The organism is Sphingobium aromaticiconvertens (assembly GCF_037154075.1).
Lineage (GTDB): Bacteria > Pseudomonadota > Alphaproteobacteria > Sphingomonadales > Sphingomonadaceae > Sphingobium > Sphingobium aromaticiconvertens.
On the sequence record NZ_JBANRJ010000001.1, the window covers coordinates 1,758,277 to 1,778,001 of the forward strand.

14 protein-coding genes and 1 tRNA gene are annotated in these 19,725 nt (G+C 63.3%); 9 read left to right on the forward strand and 6 right to left on the reverse strand.

Annotation, left to right across the window (positions count from 1 at the left end):
• Positions 1-82 precede the first annotated feature (82 nt).
• Complete coding sequence (gene hflC / locus WFR25_RS08335) at positions 83-928, reverse strand: protease modulator HflC (RefSeq protein ID WP_336970090.1); 846 nt, start codon at positions 926-928, stop codon at positions 83-85.
• A complete protein-coding gene (gene hflK, locus WFR25_RS08340; RefSeq protein ID WP_336970092.1) occupies positions 928-2,094 on the reverse strand; it encodes an FtsH protease activity modulator HflK in 1,167 nt (388 codons plus the stop codon). The genes hflC and hflK overlap by 1 nt, the downstream gene beginning before the upstream one ends.
• Positions 2,095-2,167: 73 nt before the next feature.
• On the opposite strand from hflK, the gene WFR25_RS08345 reads away from it, so the two are divergent.
• The 9 genes from WFR25_RS08345 to WFR25_RS08385 all read left to right on the forward strand — a co-directional run bounded on the left by WFR25_RS08345 (position 2,168) and on the right by WFR25_RS08385 (position 12,196).
• The gene (locus WFR25_RS08345; RefSeq protein WP_336970094.1) at positions 2,168-3,142 is read left to right on the forward strand and encodes an Mrp/NBP35 family ATP-binding protein; all 975 of its coding nucleotides are present in this window, start codon (positions 2,168-2,170) and stop codon (positions 3,140-3,142) included.
• Positions 3,143-3,196: 54 nt separating this feature from the next.
• Positions 3,197-3,631 (forward strand): CoA-binding protein, encoded by a 435-nt coding sequence (locus tag WFR25_RS08350; RefSeq protein WP_336970095.1) that lies wholly within the window; start codon positions 3,197-3,199, stop codon positions 3,629-3,631.
• A gap of 53 nt (positions 3,632-3,684) precedes the next feature.
• Entirely contained in the window at positions 3,685-5,952 is a 2,268-nt protein-coding gene (locus WFR25_RS08355) for a xanthine dehydrogenase family protein molybdopterin-binding subunit (protein ID WP_336970097.1), read from the forward strand.
• Complete coding sequence (hemH, locus tag WFR25_RS08360) at positions 5,949-6,959, forward strand: ferrochelatase (protein WP_336970099.1); 1,011 nt, start codon at positions 5,949-5,951, stop codon at positions 6,957-6,959. Before WFR25_RS08355 ends, hemH begins: the two co-directional genes overlap by 4 nt.
• 18 nt (positions 6,960-6,977) lie before the next feature.
• A complete protein-coding gene (gene phbB, locus WFR25_RS08365) occupies positions 6,978-7,700 on the forward strand; it encodes an acetoacetyl-CoA reductase (protein ID WP_336970100.1) in 723 nt (240 codons plus the stop codon).
• 4 nt (positions 7,701-7,704) lie between these two features.
• Positions 7,705-8,007, forward strand: a complete 303-nt coding sequence (locus WFR25_RS08370) for a ribbon-helix-helix domain-containing protein (protein ID WP_336970102.1) — start codon at positions 7,705-7,707, stop codon at positions 8,005-8,007.
• A gap of 57 nt (positions 8,008-8,064) precedes the next feature.
• Positions 8,065-10,524 carry a TonB-dependent receptor gene (locus tag WFR25_RS08375; RefSeq protein WP_336970103.1) on the forward strand — a complete coding sequence of 820 codons (2,460 nt, stop codon included), beginning with the start codon at positions 8,065-8,067 and terminating at the stop codon, positions 10,522-10,524.
• 219 nt (positions 10,525-10,743) lie between these two features.
• Positions 10,744-11,499, forward strand: a complete 756-nt coding sequence (locus WFR25_RS08380; RefSeq protein WP_336970104.1) for an energy transducer TonB — start codon at positions 10,744-10,746, stop codon at positions 11,497-11,499.
• Positions 11,500-11,512: 13 nt separating this feature from the next.
• On the forward strand, positions 11,513-12,196 hold the full coding sequence (locus WFR25_RS08385; protein ID WP_336970106.1) for a Fe2+-dependent dioxygenase: 684 nt from the start codon (positions 11,513-11,515) through the stop codon (positions 12,194-12,196).
• A gap of 15 nt (positions 12,197-12,211) precedes the next feature.
• On the opposite strand, the gene WFR25_RS08390 is transcribed toward WFR25_RS08385, so the two are convergent.
• The 4 genes from WFR25_RS08390 to WFR25_RS08405 all read right to left on the reverse strand — a co-directional run bounded on the left by WFR25_RS08390 (position 12,212) and on the right by WFR25_RS08405 (position 19,543).
• Positions 12,212-12,751 carry a GIY-YIG nuclease family protein gene (locus WFR25_RS08390; RefSeq protein WP_336970108.1) on the reverse strand — a complete coding sequence of 180 codons (540 nt, stop codon included), beginning with the start codon at positions 12,749-12,751 and terminating at the stop codon, positions 12,212-12,214.
• 84 nt (positions 12,752-12,835) lie between these two features.
• On the reverse strand, positions 12,836-17,536 hold the full coding sequence (locus WFR25_RS08395) for an NAD-glutamate dehydrogenase (RefSeq protein ID WP_419723152.1): 4,701 nt from the start codon (positions 17,534-17,536) through the stop codon (positions 12,836-12,838).
• Positions 17,537-17,858: 322 nt separating this feature from the next.
• Positions 17,859-19,163, reverse strand: coding sequence for a PAS domain-containing protein (locus WFR25_RS08400; RefSeq protein WP_336970111.1), 1,305 nt, complete (start codon positions 19,161-19,163; stop codon positions 17,859-17,861).
• 304 nt (positions 19,164-19,467) lie between these two features.
• A tRNA-Thr gene (locus WFR25_RS08405) sits at positions 19,468-19,543 on the reverse strand.
• Positions 19,544-19,725: the final 182 nt, after the last annotated feature.

Genomic DNA, 19,725 nt, shown 5'->3' on the forward strand with positions numbered 1-19,725 from the left:
GGGGCTGAGTTATCCCTGAAATGGCACTTTCTCCCTTAACCCATATTGAATGGCGAATGTTCCGGTTCGACAATAAAGTGCCCTAGCGGCCCTGAAACTGTTTCAGGAATTCATTGTTGCGATCCAGCACCATCGTCGTCGTTCCCTGTTTGTCGGGGGCGAATGTATAACGATAGCTCTGCATGGCGCGATAGAAATCATAGAAGTCCGGGTCTTTGCCGAAGCTTTCGGCATAGACGCGCGCGGCGTTGGCGTCCGCTTCTGCGCGGATGATCTGCGCCTGCTTGGCGCCCTGTGCGCGGATGGTCAGCGCTTCCTGCTCGCGCGCGGTCCGCATCCGGGTGAAGGCGCTTTCCAGCGGCGTGCCGTCGGGCAGGTCGGCGCGCTTGATCCGCACGTCGACGATTTGCGCGCCGTACTGGCGGGCGACGCGGTTCAGACCGGCTTCGATATTCTGCATCACCTGCCCCCGCTCGGGCGAGAGCAGCGCCGCAAAGGGACGCTTGCCCAGTTCGTTACGCAGCGCCGAGCCAAGGATGGGACGCAGCGCGTCGGACACGCGTTCCTCGCTGCCCGCCGAGATATACATGCGGAGCGGATCGACGATCCGGTAACGGGCGAAGGCATCGACCTGAAGCCGCAGCTGGTCGGTCGACAGCACCTGCTGGCGCTCCATCTCGACCGACAGCACGCGCTTGTCGATCCACACGACCTGATCGATGAACGGCCAGCGCGCGATGATGCCCGCGCCGGTCTTTCCGAAAGTTTCATTCGGATAATAGCGGTTGATGATCTTCTTTGGCTCGCCAAAGCGGACGATCACGCCTTGCCGGGTTTCGGGCACGATGGTCAGCGTGCTGCCGATCAGGATCAGCAGGGCGATGGCGATCAGCGCAAGGGCGATCGGATTACGGCTGAGCGGCGGCATTACTGGCCCTCCCCGGCCGAATTGGGGGTGGCGGACTGCCCTGATGACGCCGCTGCGGCTGGCGCGGCGGCTTGCGCGCGGCGCTTGATCTCAGGCAGGGGCAGATAGGGGGTCACGTTGCCGCTCTCGACAATCGTCTTGTCGGTGTTGGCCAGCACGCCCTCCATGGTTTCATAATACATGCGGCGACGGGTGACGTCGGGCGACAGGCGATATTGTGCATAGACCTTGTCGAAGGCCGTGGCCTCACCCTGCGCCTTGGCCGTGACCTGTTGAGCAGCAGCGCGGGCTTCGGACAAATAGGTCTGGGCCGTTTGCTGCGCGGCGGATACCGCCTTGAACGCGTCGTTGACCGCGACTGGCGGGTCGGCCTGCTTGATGGCGACGCCCTGCACGCGAATGCCCGAGCGATAGCCGTCGAGAATTTCCTGCATCCGCAGTTCGACCTGTTGCTCAATCTCCGTCCGGCCCGCGCCCAGCGCATCGTCAAGGCTGACGCTGGCGACGACCGAGCGCATCGCGCTTTCGGCGACTTCGCGGACGGCGGCGTCGGGTTCGGACAATTGGAACATGTAGAGTTCCGGGTTGCGGATGTTCCAGCGCACCGAATAAGCGAGGTCAATGATATTCTGATCGCCGGTCAGGACCAGATTTTCCGATTCCGCGCTGGCCGATCCGATGTCGATGGTGCGGATTTCCTCCACGTCCACCGTGTTCACGCTTTCGAACGGAGCGGGAAGAGTCAGGCTGATACCGGGCGAGAGTGTACGGCTATATTTGCCGAGCAGGGTGACGACGCCGCGTTCCTGCGGGCCGACGCGATGAATGCAGGTGAGGGCGAGCCAGAGGATCAGGACCAGGCCGATGGCGATCGGCGCCAGTGCCTTGCCATTGGGACGCTGGGGCAGGCCGCCAAAGCCGCCGCCGCCATTGCCGCCACCACCACCGAAGCTTTCCCGGCCACGGCGCAGCATTTCCTCGATTGCAGACGGTCCTTTCTGGCCGCTGCCGGCCCGACCGGGTTGTGTCCATGGGTTGCGCGGGCCGCCATCGCCGCCGCTGCCACCTTTATTGCCTTCACCGTCCGGTTCGTCGCTCTTGCCACCCCAGGGACCCTGGACCATGCCGCTCACGAAGCCGGGCATCCACCCGAAAAATCTGTTCATGTAGCTCTCTATAGGAAGCACTCGCGCCGAAAAACAGTGCCCATCGCCACGATATTGCGTAATGCGCCGCGATATGACCGATATAGACACGCTTGCCGCCCATTTGACGACATTGACACAAGGGCGCACCAGCCCTCCGCGCCTGCGCAATGGGATGCTGACGCTGGCGCTGGACGTGTCCGGCCTGACGCCCGACGCCCGCGATGCCATGGAGGCTGCGATCCGCGAGGCGGCGCTGGTCGTGCCGGGCGTGGACGATGTGCGGATGGTGATGACGGCGGAACGCAAGAGCCTGCGCATCGTCGTGGTCGGATCGGGCAAGGGCGGGGTGGGCAAGTCCACCTTGTCGGCCAATCTGGCGGTGGCGTTGAAGCGGCTGGGGCACAATGTCGGGCTGGTCGATGCGGATATCTATGGTCCGTCGCAGGCGCGGCTTATGGACAGCGAAGACGTGAAGCCGGAGGCACGCGAAAGCCGGATGATCCCGATCATGAGCCGATTCGGGGTGCCGATGCTGTCGATGGCGCATCTGATCGCGCCGGGGCAGGCGATTGCATGGCGTGGGCCGATGGTGGGCAATGCGCTGGGGCAATTGCTGGACGCGCGCTGGGATGAGGCGGGCGTGGACCTGCTGATCGTCGATCTGCCGCCGGGCACGGGCGATATCCAATTGTCGATGATCCAGAAGCACAAGCCCATCGGCGCGGTGATCGTGTCCACGCCGCAGGATCTGGCGCTGATCGACGCAACGCGCGCGATCAGCCTGTTCGATCAGGCGCATGTGCCGGTGATCGGGCTGGTCGAGAATATGGCGGGCTATATCTGCCCGCATTGCGGCGAACTGTCCGATCCGTTCGGCAGCGGCGGGGCGCAAGCGGCGGCGACCCAGATGCAGTTGCCGTTTCTGGGCCGCATCCCGTTGGACATCGCGATCCGCAAGGCGTCGGACGCGGGTGAACCGGTGGCGGCAGGCGATGGCTTGCAGGCGGGCGCGTTCAGGGTGATTGCGGAGAAGCTGGCGGCATGGCTGGGTGCGGAGCGGGGTTGAGGTGTGGAACCTGTGCAGGCGTAGCGTATTTGTTGCTGGCGAAGGAGAACGCCCATGCCGATCACTGACCCTGTCGCCATTGCCGCCCTGCTGAACGAGACACGCACGATCGCGCTGGTGGGGATTTCCGATCGGCCCGACCGGCCCAGCTATGGCGTGATGAAGGTCTTGCAGGACCATGGTTATCGCGTGCTGCCGGTCAATCCGCAGATTGCGGGCGAGCATGTGCATGGCGAATTTGTGTGGAACGGGTTGGCCGACATTGGTGTGCCGATCGACATGGTCGACATTTTTCGCAACAGCGCAGCAGCGGGTGCGGCGGTCGATGAGGCCATTGCGGCGGGCGCGAAGGCCGTGTGGATGCAGTTGGGCGTCGTTAATGAGGAAGCCGCCGCGCGGGCTGAAGCGGCGGGGCTGAAGGTGGTGATGGACCATTGCCCGGCGATCGAGATACGGCGGCTGGGGCTGGCGCCGATTGCCGCGGAATGACGCGGCGCGCGATTTTGGTTTATACTCTCTGATCCCGCTTCTATCAGGCTCCTATGGTGCGGGGACGGGGTAGACTGGCGAAAAGCCATGACGGGATCAACCGGCGGTCATTGCTGATCGGCGGCGGCGCGGCGGCGGGATTGCTGGTGGCTTGGGGACTGTGGCCGCGCAGCTATGACCCTTCGCTCAATGCCGGACCCGATGAACGGGTTTTCAACGCATTCCTGAAGATCGACACGACGGGTCAGGTGATCGTCGTCGTGCCGCAATGCGAGATGGGGCAAGGCGTCACCACGGTCCTGCCGCAGATATTGGCGGATGAACTGGGCGCGGACTGGCGGACGGTGGCGGTGCAGCCCGCGCCGATCAGCCCGCTTTACGCCAACCGCCTGCTGGCGCGCGAATGGCTGGCGAGCGACTGGTCGATGGCGGCTGGCGATCTGGGTGACTGGACGATCGACCAATATGCGACGCGCAATGCCCTGATGCTGACCGGCGGGGCGACGTCCGTGCGGATGTTCCACGACAGCTATCGCGACGCGGGTGCGGCGGCACGCGTGCTGCTGTGTCAGGCAGCGGCTGCGCAATGGGGTATCCCCTGGGAAAGCTGCGACATCAGCGAAGGCATTATCAGCGATGGGGCAGAGCGCCGGATGCGGATGGCCGATGTGGTCGAGGCGGCGGCGGATTATAAGGTGCCCGCGATCCTGCCGTTGCGGCAGGGCCAAGACGGGCGGCTGGCGGGGCAGGACCTGCCCCGGCTCGACACGCCGTCGAAGATCGACGGTAGCCATAATTTCGCCGCCGACATCCGCCTGCCGGACATGGTCTTCGCTTCCGTCCGGCTGGGGCCGATCGGCGACGCGGTGCTGAAAAGCGTGGATGAAGGCGCGGCGAAGCGCGTCACCGGCTTCCTGAAGTTGGTACGGCAGGAGCGGTGGGTGGCGGCGGTCGCGACCAACTGGTGGGCGGCGAACAAGGCGTTGGACCTGTGCGATCCGGTCTTCACGCTGGTCGGCAAGCCGCTGGACAGCGAGGATATGGACGCGGCGCTGGAGGCGGCGTTTTCCAGCAGTGAAGGACGGCGGCTCTATGAGCAGGGCGACCTGTTGCCGGTGTTTGAGGGCGCGACGATATTGGCGAGCGAATATGCCGTCGATCCAGGGCTTCATCTGGCGATGGAGCCAATGAGCGCGACCGCGCGGGTGGTCGATGGCGTGGTGGAAATGTGGATGCCCAGCCAGGCCCCTGGCTTGGCGCGAGCGGCGATTGCCGATGCGCTGGGCGTGGGGACGAGCGATGTGATCCTGTATCCGCTGCACGCCGGGGGATCGTTCGGGCGGAAGATCGAACTTGAGGCGGGCGTGCAGGCGGCTTTGCTGGCGCGGGAGATGGGGCGGCCGGTGCAATTGCTCTGGTCGCGATTGGAGGATGTGATTCAGGATCGGCCCAGCGCTCCGGCGCAGGCGCGCATGGCCGCGAAGCTGGGACGCACCGGCGTGATCGAAGGTTGGCTGGCGAAGGTCGCCGCGCCCTGCGCCATGCGCGAGACTTGGGCGCGGATCGCCGATGGCGCGCTGCCCCATGAGGCGGCGGCTGCGGCGGGTAACGAGGCAAGCCGTCTGGCGCTGTCGGGCATGGTGCCGCCCTATGCCATTCCCAACTTCGCGGTCGATCATTATCCCGCCGCAACCGGCCTGCCGGTGGGCTATTCGCGTGGCAATGCGGATATTTACGGGGCATTCTTCACCGAAGCCTTCATCGACGAACTGGCGCATCTGGCGCGCATGGAGCCGATGTCTTTCCGTATCCAGATGATGGGCGGTAATCCGCGCCTTGCCCATTGCCTGACCACCGCGGCGGCGATGGGCGGCTGGCAGGGCGGCATCGCCGGGAGCGGGCAGGGGATCGCCGCGCACCAGATGCAGGGCAGCCATGCCGCCGTGCTGGTGGAAGCCGGGGTCAGCGGCGGCAAGCTGTCGGTCAGCCGGATCGTCGCTGCGGTCGATTGTGGCGAACAGGTCAATCCCGACATCGCCCGGCAGCAGATTGAGGGCGGGTTGATTTACGGGCTGGCCGTCGCGATGGGGGCGTCCGTGCCCTATGTGAAGGGATTGCCGACGCGCGCAATTCTGGGGCGGATGAACTTGCCGCGACTGGCCGATATTGGCGAGGTGACGGTGGAACTGATCCGCAGCACCGCCGATGCGGGCGGGGTGAGCGAGATTGCGGTGCCGCCGGTCGCGCCCGCGATCGCCAATGCGCTGTTCACGGTGACGGGGCAGCGGTTTCGCAACCTTCCGCTATTGGCCTCGGAATGACCCGTCCCTCAGATCATTCCGCCATCCCCGCGCCTAAAGTTGGGGTATTGCTCATCAATCTGGGCACCCCCAATGGACCGGATACGAAATCGGTGCGGCGCTATCTGGCCGAATTCCTGTCCGACCGGCGAGTGGTGGAGATATCGCCGCTGTTGTGGCAGCCGATCCTGCGCGGCGTCATCCTGACCACGCGCCCGCGCAAATCGGCCCATGCCTATCAACAGGTGTGGATGAAAGAGGGATCGCCGCTGGCTGTTCATACGCGGGCGACGGCGGACGCGTTACAGCAGGCGATGGGTGACGCGGTGATCGTCGATTGGGCGATGCGTTATGGCAATCCCGCCATTGCCGATCGGCTGGCCGCGATGAAGACGCAGGGGTGTGATCGCATCCTGCTCGCGCCGCTCTATCCGCAATATTGCGGGGCGACGACAGCGACGGCGCTGGATGCCGCCTTTGTGGCGATGGGCGCCATGCGGTGGCAACCAGCGGTGCGGACATTGCCGCCCTATCATGATGAACCGGCCTATATCGACGCGCTGAAACAGTCGATCGAGGGACATATAGCCGGGCTGGACTTCGTTCCACAGGCATTGCTCGCCAGCTTTCACGGCATGCCGGAGCGGACGCTGCGTCTGGGCGACCCCTATCATTGCCAGTCGGTCAAGACCGCCCGGCTGCTAGGCGAGGTACTGACCTTGCCCGTGCATTTGAGCTTTCAGTCACGGTTCGGGCGGGCGAAATGGCTGGAGCCGGAGACAGAGGCGACGCTGGCCCGGCTGGTGCGCGAAGGGGTCAGGCGAATCGCCGTGGTGACGCCCGGATTCTCGGCGGATTGCCTTGAGACGTTAGAGGAAATCGCGTTGCGCGCGAAGGCCATTTTTTTGGCCGAAGGCGGGGAAAAATTTGCCTTTTTGCCCTGTCTAAACGCAACGAGCGAAGCTATCATTCTCTACAAGCGGCTGTTCAGCCGTGAGCTTTCAGGTTGGATCGATCAACCAGTTTAGGCACGAGAGGATGGGCATATGTCGAGGGTAGCTATCGTCACTGGCGGAACGCGCGGTATCGGCAAGGCCATCAGCCTGGCGCTCAAGGATATGGGCTATAGCGTGGCCGCCAACTATGCCGGAAATGACGAGAAGGCACAGGCCTTTGCCGACGCGACAGGCATCAAGGTGTTCAAATGGGATGTCGGCGATCATCAGGCTTGCCTTGACGGCTGCGCCCAGGTTGCCGAGGCGTTGGGACCGGTCGATATCGTGGTCAACAATGCAGGCATTACTCGTGACGGCGTGCTGGCCAAGATGAGCTTCGACGACTGGAACGAAGTGATGCGGATCAACCTGGGTGGCTGCTTCAACATGGCCAAGGCGACATTTGGCGGGATGCGGGAGCGGGGCTGGGGTCGGATCGTCAATATCGGGTCGATCAACGGGCAGGCGGGCCAATATGGTCAGGTCAACTATGCCGCGGCCAAGTCGGGCATCCACGGCTTTACCAAGGCGTTGGCGCAGGAAGGGGCGAAAGCGGGCATTACCGTCAACGCGATCGCGCCAGGCTATATCGACACCGACATGGTTGCCGCCGTGCCGCCACAAGTGCTGGAGAAGATCGTCGCCAAAATCCCCGTTGGCCGTCTGGGCCAGGCGACCGAGATCGCGCGCGGCGTGGCCTTTTTCTGTAGCGAAGAGGGCGGTTTCGTGACCGGCAGCACGCTGTCGATCAACGGCGGCCAGCATATGTATTGACGCGATGCGGGGCGCCGATCCTGATGGCGTCCCGCCCACGTCTGCGCCGGTCTATGGGCCGCCGGTGAAGCGCAGTGTGACCATCGCCGGGCATCAGACTGCGATCAGTCTTGAACCTCTATTCTGGAGCGCGTTGCGCGAGGCGGCGGCGGCCGACGGCCTGCCTGTGAACGCGCTGATCGCGCGAATCGATGTCGAGCGGATCGCGATCGATGATCCCCCCAATCTGACGAGCGCTATCCGCTGCTGGCTTTATGTCCGTGCCATTGCGGCAAATTGCGACAATGTTACGAATGGCTCTCAATAGCGTTGACACTGCAATTGATTCGCAATAACTGCCCCCTCGATATTCGAAGGGGGTTTCATGTCTGTATCCAAATCCGTACCATCATTCCTTGCGTTGAGCTGCGTCGGCGCCGTTGCGTTTGCGACCGCTGGCCATGCACAGGAAGGTGGCCAGGGCCAGAAACTGGGCGGCGTGACCGTCACCGACAGCGCGATCGACGAATCGGAAATCAAGGTCGAGAAGGCGGAATCGCCCAAATATACCCGTCCGCTGCTTGATACGCCGCAGACCATCACTGTCATCGGCAAGGCGACGATCCAGCAGCAGAACCTGCTGACGCTGCGCGATGTTCTGTCCACGGTGCCTGGCATCACTTTTGGTGCGGGCGAGGGCGGCTTTGGTTACGGCGACCGCATCATCCTGCGCGGGCAGGACGCCAAGAACGACGTAACCGTCGACGGCGTTCGCAGCGGCGCGTTCCTCAATCGCAACGAAGTCTATAATATCGAGCAGGTCGAAGTGACCAATGGCGCCAACTCAGTGATGAACGGCGGCGGCTCGGTCGCTGGCACGATCAATCTTGTCACCAAGCGTCCGCTGGCCGACGACCAGGCCGTTCTGAGCGCAGGCATCGGCACCGACAATTATTATCGCGCGACAGTGGACGCCAATCAGCGCCTCAACGATCTGATCGCAGTGCGTCTGAACGCAGTCTATCACGAAAATGACGTGCCCGGCCGCGATGTCGAGGATTACAAGCGCTGGGGCTTTGCTCCCGCCATCACCATCGGCATCGATGGGCCGACCAGCCTGACGATCCAGGGCGAATATCTGGATGACAAGGCGATGCCGCAATATGGCATTCGCTATTATCCTCGCGAGGGCGGTTTCCTGCCCGAGTTCGATCGTGAAGGCTATTATGGCTTCGCCAATCTGGACCAGCAGAACAGCAAGACCAAGTCGCTGCAGGCGATTTTCAGCCACCAGTTCAGCGACACGGTGAAGGTCCGTAACCTGACGCGCTTCGAGAATATTCAGCAAAATACGATCACCAGCCAGCCGAACGGCACATTTTGCCTTGCCTCGACTGGTTTGCAACCGCCTGATGTGAACACCGGCGTTGCGGCCCCATGCACCACCACGACCGGCGGCGTAACGACGGTCGTCGCACCTCCCGGCTATTACTTGCCAACCGGTGGTCGTGGTGTTCAGCGCCTTATCTCCAACACCACCGCCTATAACCAACTCGATTTGAGCGCCGATTTCGCCACGGGCGGCATCGAGCACACCATGGTGATCGGCGTGTCCGCGCTTTGGGAACGGTACAAGCAGACCCAAGGCACGCTGCCGCGCAATGCCGATGGTTCGACCCCGGCCTTCCCATTAGTGAACATCGCCAATCCAGGGGAAGTAGTGCAGGGACCGGCGGGCTTTACCTATGGCAACAACATTTACACCGGCCCGATCAACTTCACCTTGGCGAGCAGGAATTTCGGTGAGCAGACCAGCTATGCTGCTTATCTGTTCGATACGGTGAAGTTTGCCGACTGGCTCGAAATCAACGGCGGCATTCGGTACGAGAAGGTCAAGGGTTTCAACCGCAGCTTCAACTATGTGACGACGGTGGGGCCTGATCTGGGCCAGTTGACGCCCGCTACGGCTACGGCGCCGAACCCCAATACGCTCCGCCTGCCTAGCGACGAACTCTTCTCCTATCGCATCGGTGCGGTGGTGAAGCCGACGCCCAACACCAGTATCTATGCCGCCTATGGCAACAGCAAGCTGCCCTCCAAGGCATCGGTCGACGGTAGCTGCGCTGCGCTTACCTGTAACGTGAAGCCGGAGACGACCGAAAGTTACGAGATCGGCGCCAAAGCGGACCTGTTCGACGCCAAGCTGCTGCTAACGCTGGCTGCGTTCCGCAACGATCGTAACCAGATCAAGGTCGTCTCGGGTGATCCGACGTTGCCCGATCAGGCGACCGATGGCTTCCAGCGGGTCGAGGGTATTTCGTTCGGCGCGTCCGGCAATATCACCAGCAACTGGACGATTTCGGCCAATTACATGTACCTCAAGAGCAAGATCAAGCAGGGCGTGTCCGATTACTGCCTTGCAAATCCGGGTACAACCGATCCAACGGCCGGTGCCTGCGCCAACAGTGCGGCCTTCCTGGATCCGACGGCAGGCTACGCGCTCACCAACACGCCCAAACATTCGGGCAGCCTGTTCACGACCTATCGCTTCGGCTTTGGTCTGGAACTGGGTTACGGCCTGACCTATCAGGGCAGCTTCCTGCTGAACCAGCCGACGCTGGCGCAACTGACGGCCAACAGCTACGTGCCGTACCGGGTGCCCAGCTATACCATCCATCGCCTGATGGTGTCCTATCCGATCACGGAACAGCTGAAGGCGCAGCTGAACGTCCAGAACTTCACCAACGAAAAATATGTGACCACCGTCCGCAATGCGGTCGGCGGAAGCTGGGCGCAGCCTGCGCCAACGCGTTCGGCGGTGTTTAGTCTGAACTACAGTTTCTGATCGAGCTTTCCCCGGCAGAGCGACCTGCCGGGGAGAAGGGCGGGCAATGGCATACCTCTCCTCGGGGCCATTGTCCGCCCGTTCGCATCAGGCCGTTTGCATTTGGCGCGCGCGCAGAAATGTTTCAGCAAAGTGTGCGATTGATTCTCATTAGTCACTTGGCTATGGAGTCGGAGCACGGGCAGCCGGGGCACGGGGCAACAGGGGTTCGCGACGATCATGTTTCACGCAGCAGCGAGAGCGGAGGAAGTCGGCCTCTTTGATGGCGATTCGCTGGCTGGCGGTCCGGTCGCCTCGCTCGCCGTTCCCGCGTTTGAGCCAGCGTCGATAGCCAGCCGCTATGGCGAGCGCCGGTCGATCAATCTGCCCGCCATTGCCGCCATCCTGTTGGTTCATGTGGTGGCGATCACCGCCATCATGCAGGTGCGTCAACATATTATCGCGCGCAAGGAGGCGAGCCTGACGGTCGTCAACCTGTCGCCGCCGCCTCCGCCGCCCGCTTCCGAGGAACAGCCGCCACCATCGCAACCGGAAATCGTGGCGCCGCCGCCGCTGGTCCGGGTGCCCCTGCCGCCCGTGCAGAAGATCGTGACGACGCCTGTGCCATCGCCTATGCCCACGCCGGTCATTGCAGCACCCAAGCCAATCGCCGCATCCGCCCCCGTGGCCGTTTCCGCCCCACCCAGCACGGTGCAGTCGAGTGATCTCAGCACCCGGATGCTGTCAGGCAAGCCGCCACGCTATCCGATCGAGAGCCGCCGTAAACGCGAGCAGGGGACGGTTTTGCTGTCGCTAACCCTTGGGGTGGACGGCAAGGTGTCGGTGATCAACATCGCCAAAAGCAGCGGCTTTGCCCGATTGGACGATGCCGCGCGCGATGCGGTGCGGAACTGGCGCTGGGCGCCGACTGTGCGCGACGGACAGGCGGTGATGGTACGCGGGCTGGTCGAAATCCCCTTCATGTTGCAGGGCTGATGCGCGACACGTCATGCTGATTGCCATTCCAGACCTGCTCGACGCGTCCGGCGTTGCCGCTGTCCGCGCGTTTATTGACACGGCTCAATGGGTCGATGGCAATGCCACGTCTGGCTATCAGTCGGCGCTGGCGAAGAACAACCTGCAACTGCCCGAAAGCGCGCCGGAGGCGCAGCAGGCCGGGCAGATGATTCTGGACGCGCTGGGCCGAAACCCGCTGTTCATTGCCGCTGCGCTGCCGCTCAAGATTTTTCCGCCGCTGTTTAACAGCTATGCGGGCGGGCAGGCATTTGGCGTGCATGTCGATAATGCAGTGCGGATTCAGGCGGGCAGTGGCTTTCGGGTGCGCTCCGACCTGTCGATCACCGTCTTTCTGGAAGAGCCGGACGCCTATGAAGGCGGGGAGTTAACGATCGAGACGCATTTCGGGGTACAGCAGGTGAAGCTATCCGCGGGCCATGCGGTGGTCTATCCCTCATCGTCGCTGCATCGGGTGGAACCGGTCACGGCAGGGCGCCGGGTCGCGAGCTTCTTCTGGATACAGTCGATGATCCGCGACGACGCCGCGCGGCAAATCCTGTTCGACCTCGACCGCAGCGTGCAGGCGGTGGGCGCGGATCGGGGGCAGGGTGATGTGGAAGTTATTCGCCTGACCGGAGTCTATCATAATCTGCTGCGGCGGTGGGCAGATAGCTAGCGCGAGGTTTCGATTTCAAACAGGCCCGCGTCGCCCGAACAGTGGGACAAGTTTGTTGGCCAGATGCTCTTCCAACGCGCGCAGGACGGCTTTGTCGGTTGAGGCGGGGTAGAACCGCACGTTGATCCTGACTTTGCCAAACTGTGTCGCCCAGTGCCGAAGATGGAGCGAATAGGTCTTTTTCGGGCCGAAGCCGAGATGCTCCATCAGGCGCTTAGCCAAATCGCGACTGCTGCCGACGTAAAGGGCCATGCTTGGATGATGTGGCAACCGCAGCACCTGTGAATAACAGCGCTCATCGACCTTATCGTCCCGCGCGCTCGTCAATGCCTGATAAACCAATGCCGGGTCAGCGTCGGGAAGACTGATCGAATAAATTGCGGTGTTCGATGCACTCAAATGCAGCACCAGTTCCTCGCGCACCGACTTTTTTCGGTCGTCAGTCAAGGATGCCAGATCGAGCTCATAGAAGGTGTTTAAGCCCGGCTCGACCGGGTCCACGCGGTTCGCCAGTTCCCGCAGCGCGTTCGCCGCCTCATTTTCGAAACTCATCATAGTTGGGGCGTTACGACCCTTTCGGTTGAGCGTCGATCACGCATCGCCGATCCTCCCCGCCTTCGCGGAAGAGGACCGAAGCTGTCAGCGCGCCAATAGCCCGCGGGCCTGTCCTGCGATTTCCGCCAGCATGGCGACGTTGGGGGTCGCGGCGGCCTTGGCGCGGTGGACGAGGGTGCGGAACTGGGTGATGCGGGCTTGCCTGGCCTCCAGCCAGTTTTCCAGATGGGTGGGCAAGTCCTTGCCTTTGGCGCTGGCCAGGAAGTCGAGGCGGACCTGCTGCATGTCGCGGGCGACGCCGGAAATGAGCAGGCGCTCCCATGGGTCGGTCGGTTCCATGCGGGCGGCGGCGGACTGGACCCAGTCGATGCCGACGGCTTCGCCCAGCCGGGTGAACGCGCGGGTGAGGTCCACTTCATCGACGCCCAGCTTCGCCGCGAGGCTGGCGATGCCGACCGCGCCGTCCAGCTTGAACAGACCGTTTGCGCGCTTGACCAGCGCCTCCGGTGCGCCAAGCCCCAGCAGGCGGTCGGAGATGGCGGCGGTGCGGCGGCAGGCTTCGTCGGTCAACAGGTCGTCGACCTTCTTTGCCAGCGTGCCGACGCCAGCGGCCAGTTGGTCGATACCCGCCTGCGGCAGCGTGCCGGCGGGCAGGCTGCGCAAGATGTCGGCGATCTGCGCGCGCATGCCGCCTGCAATGTCGCCGAACAGGGCAAGGCGCGCACCCTCTGACATTTGCGCTGCGTCGATGTCTCGCCATAGCGATCCGATGTCATAGAGCCGCTCTGCGATCAGGAAGGCGCTGGCGAGGTCGGCGAGCGAGCAGCCCTCTTCCTCGGCCAGTTCGAACGGATGGATGAGGCCAAGGCGATTGATGATGCGGTTGGCAACCTTGGTCGCGATGATTTCCCCCCGCAATTGATGCTGGGCAATCGCATCCGCCTCTTTCTTTTGCATGGCGGGCGGGAAGGCGGCCAGCAGTTCCGCCCCCATGGAAAGATCGGTGGCGAGTTTGCCATGTTCGATCGCATCCTGAAGCGCGAGCTTTGCGGTGGAGAGCAGCACGGCGAGTTCGGGGCGGGTGAGGCCCTGACCATCCTGTCCGCGCCGCAGCAACTGGTCGTTGGCGCCCAGTCCTTCCACCACGCGGTCAAGGCGTCCGCTTTCCTCGAACGTCTCGATCAGGCGGACATAGCTGGCAAGGTCGGCGGCGCCGCCGGTCTCGGCGATCGAAAGGCCCAGCGCCTGAAGGCGGTTATCCTCCAGCACCAGATCGCCGACCGCATCGGTCATGCTGACCAGCAATGTGTTGCGGGCGTCGAGTTCAAGGCGACCCTCGATCATCTCCTTGTTCAACGCGATCTTGATGTTCACTTCATTGTCCGAACAATCGACGCCCGCCGAATTGTCGATGAAGTCGGTGTTGAGCCGTCCGCCCTTTAACGAGAAGGCGATGCGTGCCGCTTGGGTGACGCCCAGATTCGCGCCTTCGCCGATCACCTTGATGCGCAATTCCTCCGCATTGACGCGCAGCCGGTCATTGGCGGGGTCGCCGACATCGCCATGCCCTTGCGCGGCGGCCTTGATATAGGTGCCGATGCCGCCGAACCACAGCAGGTCGGAGGGGCTTTTGAGGATGGCGGAGATGAGGGCGGCGGGTTCCATCTCGGCGTCGGTGACGCCCAGAACGGCCTGCATCTCGGGCGTCAGGCTGATGCTCTTGAGGGTGCGGGGGAAGACGCCGCCGCCCTTGGAGATCAGCTTCTTGTTATAATCGTCCCAGGATGAACGGGGGAGGGCGAACAGGCGGTTGCGCTCCTCCCAGCTTTTTGCAGCATCGGGCGTGGGGTCGAAGAAGATGTGGCGGTGGTCGAAGGCGGCGACCAGATGGATCGCCTTTGACAGCAACATGCCGTTGCCGAACACGTCCCCCGACATGTCGCCGCAACCCACGACCGTCACCGGCTCGGTCTGTACGTCGACGCCCATTTCGGCGAAGTGACGTTGCACCGACAGCCACGCGCCGCGTGCGGTGATGCCCATCGCCTTATGGTCATAGCCGTTGGAGCCGCCGCTGGCGAAGGCGTCGCCCAGCCAGAAGTCGCGTTCCAGCGCGATTGCGTTGGCGACGTCGCTGAAGGTCGCGGTGCCCTTGTCGGCGGCGACCACGAAATAGGGATCGTCGCCGTCGCGGATCACGACATTGGCGGGGTGCTTGACCTTGCCCTTCACCAGATTGTCGGTGATCGACAGCAGCGAGCGGATGAAGATGCGATAGCTTTCCGTGCCCTCCGCCATCCAGGCGTCGCGATTGACCTGTGGGTTGGGCAATTGCTTGGGGTAGAAGCCGCCCTTTGCGCCGGTCGGCACGATGACGGCGTTCTTGACCCGCTGCGCCTTCATCAGCCCCAGAACTTCGGTGCGGAAGTCGTCGCGGCGGTCCGACCAGCGCAGCCCGCCACGCGCGACGGGACCGGCGCGCAGGTGAATGCCCTCGATCCGTGGCGAATAGACCCAGATTTCGCGCCAGGGGAGCGGGGCGGGGAGGCCGGGGATCTTCGCGCTGTCCAGCTTGAAGGCCAGCGCTTCTGCTGCTGCGGGAGCGAAGAAATTGGTGCGCAGGGTGGCGGCGATGACTGCACGCAACAGGCGTAGGACGCGATCCTCGTCGATCGCCGTCACCTTCTCCAGCCCCTCGTCGATTGCGATCTGGGCGTGGGTGATGACCGCGTCCGCGTCTTTCGCCTGCGGGTCGTGCAGCGCGTGGAACAGAGTGATGAGGCTGTGGGCGACCCCCTGTTCGCGGCGCAGCGTGTCGGCGACGGTCGCCATGCCATAGGCCATGCCGGTCTGGCGCAGATAGCGGAAAAGGGCGCGGAACAGGATGACCGCGCGCGGCTCCAGCCCTGCGGTGACGATCAGTTCGTTGAAACGGTCATTTTCCGCCACGCCTTCCAGCACCTGCGCGATCGCTTCGGTGACGATGTCAGCGCGGGCGATGACGGCGCTGCCATCGCCGCCGCGGGGCAGTTCAAGGATGAAGCGTTGAATGTGGCCAAGCGCGCCACCGTCCACCGGGGTCGACATTTCCTCGATCACGCGGAAGCCGAAATTTTCGAAGGCAGGAACGACTTCGGACAGGGCCATCGCTTCGTAGGTGTAGAGTTTCAGTCGAAGCCGTTCGACCTTGTCCTCATCGTTGCGATAGACGCGGATCGAGCGGTCGCCGGGGCCGGACAGGCCGTGGAGCAGGCGGATGTCCATCGCGGCCTCCGCCGGGCCTGCGCCGTTGCGATAGTTCATCGGGAAGCCCGGCGCATAACGCTGGGCGAGCGCGGCGGCGCGGCCGGCTTCCTCATTCTCGGTCAGGGCTTCCTCAACGGAGGGCAGCCAGCCGCGCACCATCTGCTTGAGCTGACGATCAAGCGCGGCGTCATCGGGTACGACCCCACCATCGCGCAGGTCTAGGGTGATACGCAGCAGCGCCAGCCCGCCTTCCTCCAGCGCGATCGACCAGCTCAACAACTGGGCATTGGCCGCGGCTGCGAGCATGTCCTGCACCGCGACCCGGCGCCCGGTCGACACTTCGTCACGCGGCAGCCAGACGAAGGCGTAGAGATGGCGGGTCAGCGCGCTGGTGGCCAGCGCGAGCTTTGGCCGGGGGCGGTCGGTCAGCGACATGAAGGTCAGCGCCAGCCGCTCCAGCGTTTCCCGGTCGAAGCCGATCAATATGTCGTGCGGCAGGCTGGTCAGCGCATGGGCCAGCGCCTTGCCCGCATGACCGCCCGGATCGAAGCCGAACTTGTCCATCAACGAGGAGAGGGCCGAGCGGAGCAGCGGTACCTTGTCCGGCGTGGCGGCCAGCCCCGCGCTGGTCCACATGCCTGCATGGATGGACAGGGCGACGACATCCTTGCCCTTGCGTACTGGTACGATGATGAGGTCGATCAGGACATGGCGATGGACCCGTGCCATGCGGTTGGACTTGACGATCAACGGCGTGCGCTTGCCTTCCTCGAACCAGCCAAAGGCAGCCTCTATGGAGGCGGGCGCGAGTAATGGCTCGTCGCCCAGCGCGCTGATGCCCAGCGGCTTTTCGCCGCCTGTTTCACCCTTGCCGCCGCGATGGCGAATTTCATGCCCGATCTGGGTGAAATGCCGGGCGAGGAACCAGCGGAGCAGGGCGGCGCCTTCCTCGTCAGGGATGGCGTCGGCATCCGTCTCCATCGCAGCCCGCATCTGTGGCCAGTCGGACACGGCTGCGCGCACGTCCTTGAGCGTTTGGTCGAGCGCGGTTTCCAACGCGCGGCGCGCTTTGGCATCCACCCGGTCCGCCTCGATATAGATCATTGATTCGCGGCGGGCGCCGGGGGCGTCATCCTCCAATATGGTGGACAGGTGTCCGTCGCCATCGCGGGCGACCGAAAGGACCGGATGCAGCAGGCGATAGATGGTGATGTCGGCGGCGGCCAATGTGCTGCCGATCGAATCGACGAGGAAGGGCATGTCGTCGTTGATGAGGGCGATCCGCATGAAGCGGCCGCTGGCGCCTTCGCCCAGCGTTTCAAGCGCGATGACGGCGCGACCGGGCTTGCGGGTGGCGGCGGTGCCAGCGAGGAAGGCGGCGGCGGATGCGGTCGCTTGTTCGTCAAAGCCCTCCCGCTCGCCCGGCAGCGCGCCGCGCGCCAGCGCCGCTTGCAGCGCGTCCGCCACAGCGGCATCGACCGGCCCTGCTTTGGTTGAACCTGTGTTCGCTGCCTTCTTGGGTTCCGCCACGCTCGTCATCCAGTCACCTCTTTTCCCGCAGGATCATCGGCTGCCGGAGGGACCGGCCTTGGGCACGGGGCCGGCAGCGCTGTTTCAACGGTTCGCTTTATCGCGGCCCGTTATGCGCCAGCGCCGCCAAAGGCTCAACCCTTGTCGTGAAATATAGTTACATTTTTATGTAATATTATGACGCGATGCAGCATGGCGCGTCAGAACGCGGCATATCGCCGGTGACGGACCCCAAAGCGATTCCAGTCAGATGGATTCATCGGACGATCAAGAAAGCGCGGCAAGCTAAAAGCCTAGATACTGTTCCGGTTTGATTGAACCGGAACAGTATCTAGGCTTGCTTCGCCGCTTGTGCAACGACGCGATCGGACAGGGGGGATGTGCCTGACAGGGCCGCGACGATCGAGAGCGATCCGTCAGCTTCGCGCCGGGCGACAACCACGGCCAGTCCGTCGGTGTCGGTGGTCACGGCTTGCGGTTCCAGTGCCTGCGCGGCCTTGAGCGTGGCGCGGGCGCTCGTGCGGCTATCGGGGCGGGCAGGCTTCTCCGCGCGGCGCTCGGCGCGCACATCGCGGACCAGCGCCTTAATGCCGCCGGGATAGTTGTTCAGATGATCGGCCAATGCGCCAAGGCCCAGGCCGCTCGCCTGTGCATGGTCCAGCGCGGTCGCATATTCGGTCAGGCGAGTCTTGTCGTAAGTGGCGCCAAAGACCAGCTTGACGATGGGGGTCATCGGGCTGCGCGCCTGCACCTTGATCCCGGCGTCGGCCAGCATCTCTTCATAGTCTTGCGGCGACTCTATGCTGGCGATGGCGAAATCATGGGCGAAGCCGATGGCGCGGTACAGTGCGGTATGGCTGCGGCTGTCGGCCCGGCGGGCTTCGTCCGCACCATCGCGCGCCAGCGCCAGCCAGTCAGCGAGCGGCGCGTCGCTCGACGGGCTTTCCATGCCCGACAGGTCGAGCGGTTCGTCGTCCAGTTCGGGAAGGTCGGTGTCGATCCCGCTGCCGACAGGGCCATCGGCCCAGACCGGGGCGACGTTGCGGCGGGCAGGGGCGCTGCGGAGCGCTTCTTCTACCTGCGACACCAGCGCATCGGTCAGGTCGTGGCTGGCCACTTCCTTCCAGTTGATGACGCCATAGACGAAATCGATCGTATCGTCGTCGGAGGAAAAAGGCATCAAGATGCCGCGGTACAGGATTTCCGATCCGCGCTGGTTGACGAACTCGGCCTCGAATCCGATCGGCGCGGCGTTCGCGATGATCTGAAGATAATGATCGGTCAGCCGGGACAGCAGCGAACGGGCCGGGACGTCATTGATATGGGTGATCGATCCCTCGATCTCGCACTCATGCCGCAGCGCGGTACCCAGATAGACGATCGCGGGATTGTCGATACCGGCGCTGAAATCCAGTAGGACGCTGTTGGGGCCGAAATCCTCCAGTTCGTCGGGGTTGAGGTCCTCGATGGAGGGCAAGGTCCGCTCGCCCAGCATCGAGGCCCAATAATTATAGGCGCGCACATGCATGCGCCGTTCGTCGGACACCACGACCGGCGGCGTTTCGATCGCGGCGTCGGCCGCGTAATCAAAATCATCCTGGTCGTTGGCGACGTCATGCCCCCGCAGCGTGTCCATCCGGCGCGTCCTGTTACAAAAAACCTAACTATCTGGCAGGACCGTGCCATGGGGATGGTAAATTTGGCGTAAACGTGATGGGACGGATGACCGATGATACTGGGCTGGATCGCACCTATCTTAGCGGGATTGAGCAGGTTGTGAAAAATCCGACTGGTACGGTGGCTGAGAGGGGCGAGATGAAACGAAGATACGCTTCTTCGATCCTGCTCATCAAGCGCAAAGCCGTCCCGGCTTGGACCCACGCAGGACCAAAGTTTAAGGGCTTCTGGTAAGGAGAGCGTGGCTATCAAAGCCAGGGTACTGGTGCCGCTTACAGGACTCGAACCTGTGACCCCCGCATTACGAATGCGATGCTCTACCAACTGAGCTAAAGCGGCAGCGAGCGGGCAGATAACAGCGGTTGGTCAGAAGGACAAGCGATCAATCGCAAGATTTCCACATCAAATATTGCTGCGGCCAAAGATGACATCCATCACGCGATGATTGCGGCGTGAAAGCGGCAGGTGGTCGAGGGTGAGAGCGGAGGGATGAAAGGCCATTCTTCCGGATAAGGCTTCTA

What these genes read in the sequence shown, in the direction of transcription:
- WFR25_RS08380 (WP_336970104.1), top strand. Translation starts at nt 10,744, where the DNA reads ATGTTTCACGCAGCAGCGAGAGCGGAGGAAGTCGGCCTCTTTGATGGC.
- hflC (WP_336970090.1), bottom strand. Translation starts at nt 928, where the DNA reads ATGCCGCCGCTCAGCCGTAATCCGATCGCCCTTGCGCTGATCGCCATC.
- WFR25_RS08400 (WP_336970111.1), bottom strand. Translation starts at nt 19,163, where the DNA reads ATGGACACGCTGCGGGGGCATGACGTCGCCAACGACCAGGATGATTTT.
- WFR25_RS08375 (WP_336970103.1), top strand. Translation starts at nt 8,065, where the DNA reads ATGTCTGTATCCAAATCCGTACCATCATTCCTTGCGTTGAGCTGCGTC.
- WFR25_RS08390 (WP_336970108.1), bottom strand. Translation starts at nt 12,751, where the DNA reads ATGATGAGTTTCGAAAATGAGGCGGCGAACGCGCTGCGGGAACTGGCG.
- hemH (WP_336970099.1), top strand. Translation starts at nt 5,949, where the DNA reads ATGACCCGTCCCTCAGATCATTCCGCCATCCCCGCGCCTAAAGTTGGG.
- WFR25_RS08345 (WP_336970094.1), top strand. Translation starts at nt 2,168, where the DNA reads ATGACCGATATAGACACGCTTGCCGCCCATTTGACGACATTGACACAA.
- WFR25_RS08395 (WP_419723152.1), bottom strand. Translation starts at nt 17,536, where the DNA reads ATGACGAGCGTGGCGGAACCCAAGAAGGCAGCGAACACAGGTTCAACC.
- phbB (WP_336970100.1), top strand. Translation starts at nt 6,978, where the DNA reads ATGTCGAGGGTAGCTATCGTCACTGGCGGAACGCGCGGTATCGGCAAG.
- WFR25_RS08385 (WP_336970106.1), top strand. Translation starts at nt 11,513, where the DNA reads ATGCTGATTGCCATTCCAGACCTGCTCGACGCGTCCGGCGTTGCCGCT.
- WFR25_RS08355 (WP_336970097.1), top strand. Translation starts at nt 3,685, where the DNA reads ATGGTGCGGGGACGGGGTAGACTGGCGAAAAGCCATGACGGGATCAAC.
- hflK (WP_336970092.1), bottom strand. Translation starts at nt 2,094, where the DNA reads ATGAACAGATTTTTCGGGTGGATGCCCGGCTTCGTGAGCGGCATGGTC.
- WFR25_RS08370 (WP_336970102.1), top strand. Translation starts at nt 7,705, where the DNA reads ATGCGGGGCGCCGATCCTGATGGCGTCCCGCCCACGTCTGCGCCGGTC.
- WFR25_RS08350 (WP_336970095.1), top strand. Translation starts at nt 3,197, where the DNA reads ATGCCGATCACTGACCCTGTCGCCATTGCCGCCCTGCTGAACGAGACA.